The sequence below is a fragment of the Amycolatopsis xylanica genome (assembly GCF_900107045.1).
Taxonomy (GTDB): Bacteria; Actinomycetota; Actinomycetes; order Mycobacteriales; family Pseudonocardiaceae; genus Amycolatopsis; species Amycolatopsis xylanica.
Genome location: NZ_FNON01000023.1, coordinates 1 through 4,325 on the forward strand (window position 1 = coordinate 1; position 4,325 = coordinate 4,325).

The 4,325-nt window shown below is 67.1% G+C and carries 4 protein-coding genes and 1 rRNA gene; 3 read left to right on the top strand and 2 right to left on the bottom strand.

The features are described 5' to 3' along the window. Positions 1–198, bottom strand: a 16S ribosomal RNA gene (locus BLV57_RS42680); the annotation flags it as partial. Positions 199–490: 292 nt separating this feature from the next. Beyond that, the gene (locus BLV57_RS42685) at positions 491–1,816 is read right to left on the bottom strand and encodes an aminotransferase-like domain-containing protein (protein WP_091300530.1); all 1,326 of its coding nucleotides are present in this window, start codon (positions 1,814–1,816) and stop codon (positions 491–493) included. 75 nt (positions 1,817–1,891) lie between these two features. Between BLV57_RS42685 and BLV57_RS42690 the strand changes: the two genes are divergently transcribed. The 3 genes from BLV57_RS42690 to BLV57_RS42700 all read left to right on the top strand — a co-directional run. Continuing rightward, positions 1,892–2,656, top strand: a complete 765-nt coding sequence (locus BLV57_RS42690; RefSeq protein WP_091300532.1) for an alpha/beta fold hydrolase — start codon at positions 1,892–1,894, stop codon at positions 2,654–2,656. 19 nt (positions 2,657–2,675) lie between these two features. After that, a complete protein-coding gene (locus tag BLV57_RS42695) occupies positions 2,676–3,428 on the top strand; it encodes an SDR family oxidoreductase (RefSeq protein WP_091300534.1) in 753 nt (250 codons plus the stop codon). Positions 3,429–3,724: 296 nt separating this feature from the next. Beyond that, on the top strand, positions 3,725–4,325 hold a 601-nt coding region (locus BLV57_RS42700), incomplete at its 3' end, for a carbohydrate-binding protein (RefSeq protein ID WP_483860474.1).

The following is a 4,325-nucleotide window of genomic DNA, read 5'->3' on the forward strand; positions in this document are numbered from 1 at the left end:
CCACCACACACCATGCGATGCGCAGTCATATCCGGTATTAGACCTCGTTTCCAAGGCTTATCCCAAAGTACAGGGCAGATTGCCCACGTGTTACTCACCCGTTCGCCACTAATCCACCCGAAGGCTTCATCGTTCGACTTGCATGTGTTAAGCACGCCGCCAGCGTTCGTCCTGAGCCAGGATCAAACTCTCCAACAATGTCTTCGAATTCAATCGAGGCGTTTTACTGCTCTCAAAGGAACCTCAAAACGAGGTTCTATATATAAGCTCTACTGGCTTAGTTCACTAGCACACTGTTGAGTTCTCAAGCAACACACCGAGGATCGCATCAGGTTTCCCTGACCTTATCCCGAGCGAATTGTTTCAAGCGATTTGGGACTGTGTCCCGCGGCCACCCGGTTTCCCTGGCGACTTGGAGAACTTTACATGCCCGATCAGGGCCTAAAACAGGGGGGTCCCCTAAACGTGTTTGCGCACTTCAACCGGCCCGCTAGTCGATTCCGGCGGCTTCCGGGGTCGAACGAGCCAGTGCGGCGAGCACGTCGAGCGCCCAAGTCAGAGTCTCCTCCGGCGGCACGGACAGCGCCAGTCGAATCGCGTTGGGGGCGTGCCCGGCGCCGGTCGTGAACGACGCGGCCGGGCTGACCGCGATGCCCTGACGGGCGGCCGCCGCGAGGAAGGTCTCCGCGCGCCATGGCTCCGGGAGCTCCCACCAGCAGTGAAAGCAACGCGGATCGGAAGTCACCCGGAATCCGGCGAGACGCGAACGCATCAACGCCTGCCTACTAAGCGCGTCGCGGCGCTTGTCCGCGGCCAACGAAGCGGCCGTCCCGTCGGACATCCACGCGGCGGCCGCGGTCATCGCGAAGTGCGGCGCGGTCCAGCCACCCGAGCGCAGCGCGGACGTGACCCGCTCCACGTAGTCCTCCGCGACTACGGCGAAGCCCAACGTCAGCCCCGGGGCGAGACGCTTCGACATGCTGTCGACGACGATCGTCCGCTCCGGGATCCAGTGTGCGAGCGGCGCGACGTCCTCCGCGAGGTACGCGTACACCGCGTCCTCGATCACCGGCAGATCCAGCGCACGCACGGTCGACGCGATCTCGGCCCGGCGCTCGTCGGGCATCGTGATGCCGAGCGGGTTGTGCAGCGTCGGCTGCAGGTACACCGCACGTACCGAAGCAGCGGCGAGCGCCTCCGGCCGTACCCCGTGCTCGTCCATCTCCAGCGGGACCAGCTGCACGCCGAGCCTGCCCGCGATCGCCTTCACCAGCGGATAGGTCAGTGCCTCCACCCCAAGCCGCTCCCCGGTCGGCACCAGCGCGGAGATGGCGCCGGCCAGCACCTGCCGTCCGTTCCCCGAGAACAAGACCTGCGCGGGCGACGGCGTCCAGCCCGCCCGCGCCAGGAAGCCGGCGGTCAGCTCACGCATCGCCGATGTCCCCGCGACGCCGACCGTTTCGAGCGAGGTACCGAGCACGTCCGGCCGCAGTAGCCGTTCCATGCTCGCCGCTTGGCGGGCGGGCTGACCTGGGAGTACCGAGAAGTTGAGCTGGAGGTCGACCGGCGTGCCGCTGGGTTCGGCGAGCCACGGCTCCATCGGCGGGGCCGCGCGGACGAACGTCCCGCGGCCCACTTCCCCGACCACGAGGCCGCGGCGCACCAGCTCCCCGTAAACGCGAGAGGCGGTCGAGACCGCGATGCCGCGATCGCGGGCGAACCGGCGTTGGGTGGGCAGCCGGTCGCCTGGCCGCAGCGAACCGGCCGCGATGTCGGCGGCGATCGCATCGGCGAAGGCCCGGTAGTCGTCGTCCATATTGCTCCGAGATCATTGTCCTTATTGCACTCGCATATTGCTCCGAATAGCGTCGAGGTGTCAAAGGGAGGACACATGGACATCGCTTACGACGACTTCGGCGCCGGCGAGCCGCTGCTGCTGGTGCACGGCCACCCGTTCAACCGCTCGATGTGGCATCCGCAGCGCGACTTCCCCGGCTGGCGGGTCATCACGCCGGACCTGCGTGGTTACGGCGACTCCCCGGTCGTGCCGGGGATGACGCTGCTGTCGGACTTCGCGAACGACCTCGCCGAGCTGCTCGACAAGCTCGGGATCGAGCGCGTGGTGCTGGCCGGACTGTCGATGGGCGGCCAGATCGTCATGGAGTTCAGCAGGCTTTATCCCGAGCGGGTGCGTGGGCTCGTGCTCGCGGACACGTCGGCACAGGGGGAGACAGAAGAAGGAAAGCGCGTCCGCAACGAGACGGCCGACCGGATCCTCAGCGAAGGCATGGTCGCCCAGGCCGAGGTACTCATCTCGAAGATGGTCGCGCCGGACGCGGAGCCCGCGGTGGTCGAGCACGTGCTCGAGATGATGCGGACCACGCGGCCGGAAGGAGCCGCGGCGGCACTGCGCGGACGGGCCGAGCGGCCGGACTACGTCGAACTGCTCGGCGAGCTGGCCGTGCCCGCGTTGGTCGTGGTCGGCAGCGTGGACGAATTCACGCCACTGCCGGACGCCGAGCTCATGCACGACCGGCTGAAGGACTCGAAGCTCGTGGTGATCGACGGCGCCGGGCACCTGCCGAACCTCGAGCGGCCGACCGAGTTCAACGCCGCGCTCGGCGAGTTCCTAGAGTCGGTACTGAGCAACCACTGAACCGGACGGGTGATCTCCGATGAACAAGACGGTATTCGTGACCGGCGCCAGCACCGGGTTCGGCAACGCGATCGCGCGGCGGTTCGCGGCCGACGGCGCACTGGTCGTGGCGACCGCGCGGCGCGTCGACAAGCTGGAAGCGCTCGCCGGCGAGCTGGGTAAGAACGTGCTGCCGCTGGAACTCGACGTCCGCGACCGCGATGCCGTCGCCGAGGCGTTCGCGAACCTGCCCGCCGAGTTCGCCGAAGTCGACGTCCTCATCAACAACGCCGGGCTGGCGAAGGGGCTCGAGCCCGCGCAGCGCGCGAGCCTCGACGACTGGGACCAGATGATCGACACCAACTGCAAGGGGCTGGTCTATTGCACCCGCGCCGCGCTGCCCGGCATGGTCGAGCGTGGCAGGGGGCACGTGATCAACCTCGGCTCGATCGCGGGCACGTACCCGTATCCGGGCGGGAACGTCTACGGCGCGACGAAGGCGTTCGTGCACCAGTTCAGCCTGAACCTGCGCAGTGACCTGCACGGGACCGGCGTGCGGGTGACGAACGTCGAGCCGGGCATGGTCGGCGGCACCGAGTTCTCGAAGGTGCGGTTCGAAGGTGACCAGTCGAAGGCCGACGCCGTCTACCAGGGCACCCAGCCGATGACGGCCGAGGACGTCGCCGACTCCGTGGTCTGGGCGGCCTCGCAGCCCGCGCACGTCAACGTCAACGTCGTCGAGCTGATGCCGGTCGTCCAGTCCTTCTCCCCCCTCCAGATCCACCGCGGATAAAGCGGGCTTTATCCCGGACGCTTTCCCCGGGATAAAGCCCGCTTTATCCCAACCTGGAGTAAAGCCCGCTTTATCCCCACCTGGAGTAAAGCCCGCTTTATCCCGCCCGCCTCCCCACGCCCAGGTCTGCGCCCAGGTCTGCGCCCACTGCGCCGACCTGGGCTTTCTCTTACCCACCTCGTCGACTGTCGAGATTTTGCGCGCCACCATCCAACTCTTGCGCTCTCGTGCACGGGATTTGTATGATCCAGATCACATCTCCCGCACACGAGCCCAGGAAGGCTGGTGTCGCTCCCGTGTTCCCCACACGTGTCTTCAGCGCGCCCAAAATCACCCCGCTCCTAGTCGCGGCCCTCGCGGCAGCCGGCCTCACGGTCCTTTCCGCACCGGCCGCCCAAGCCGCGCCGTGCCCGACCTCGGTGGGCGGCGGCGCGAGCGTCGCGTTCACCACTTACGAGGCGGAATGCGCGCCGACCACCGGCACGACGATCGGCCCCGACTACACCCAGGCCAGCCTGGCGTCGGAGGCCTCCGGACGACAGGCCGTGCGGCTTACCTCCGGCCAATACGTCGAGTTCACGCTGACCTCGAGCGCCAACGCGATCAACGTCCACTACAGCGTCCCCGACGGCGCGTCCGGCCAGCTTTCCGTCTATGTCAACGGAAACCGGATCGGACTGCCGGTGACTTCGCGCTACTCCTACATCGAAACGCCATGGATCCCCGGCGCGAAGCGGCACCACTTCTACGACGACACCCGGGCGCTGCTCGGCCAGAATCTCGGCGCGGGCGCGAAGGTACGGGTGCAGGCCGAGGGCGAACTCACCGTCGACCTCGCCGACTTCGAGCAGGTCAACGGGCCGGCCGGACGGCCGGGCAACTCCGTCTCGGTGACCG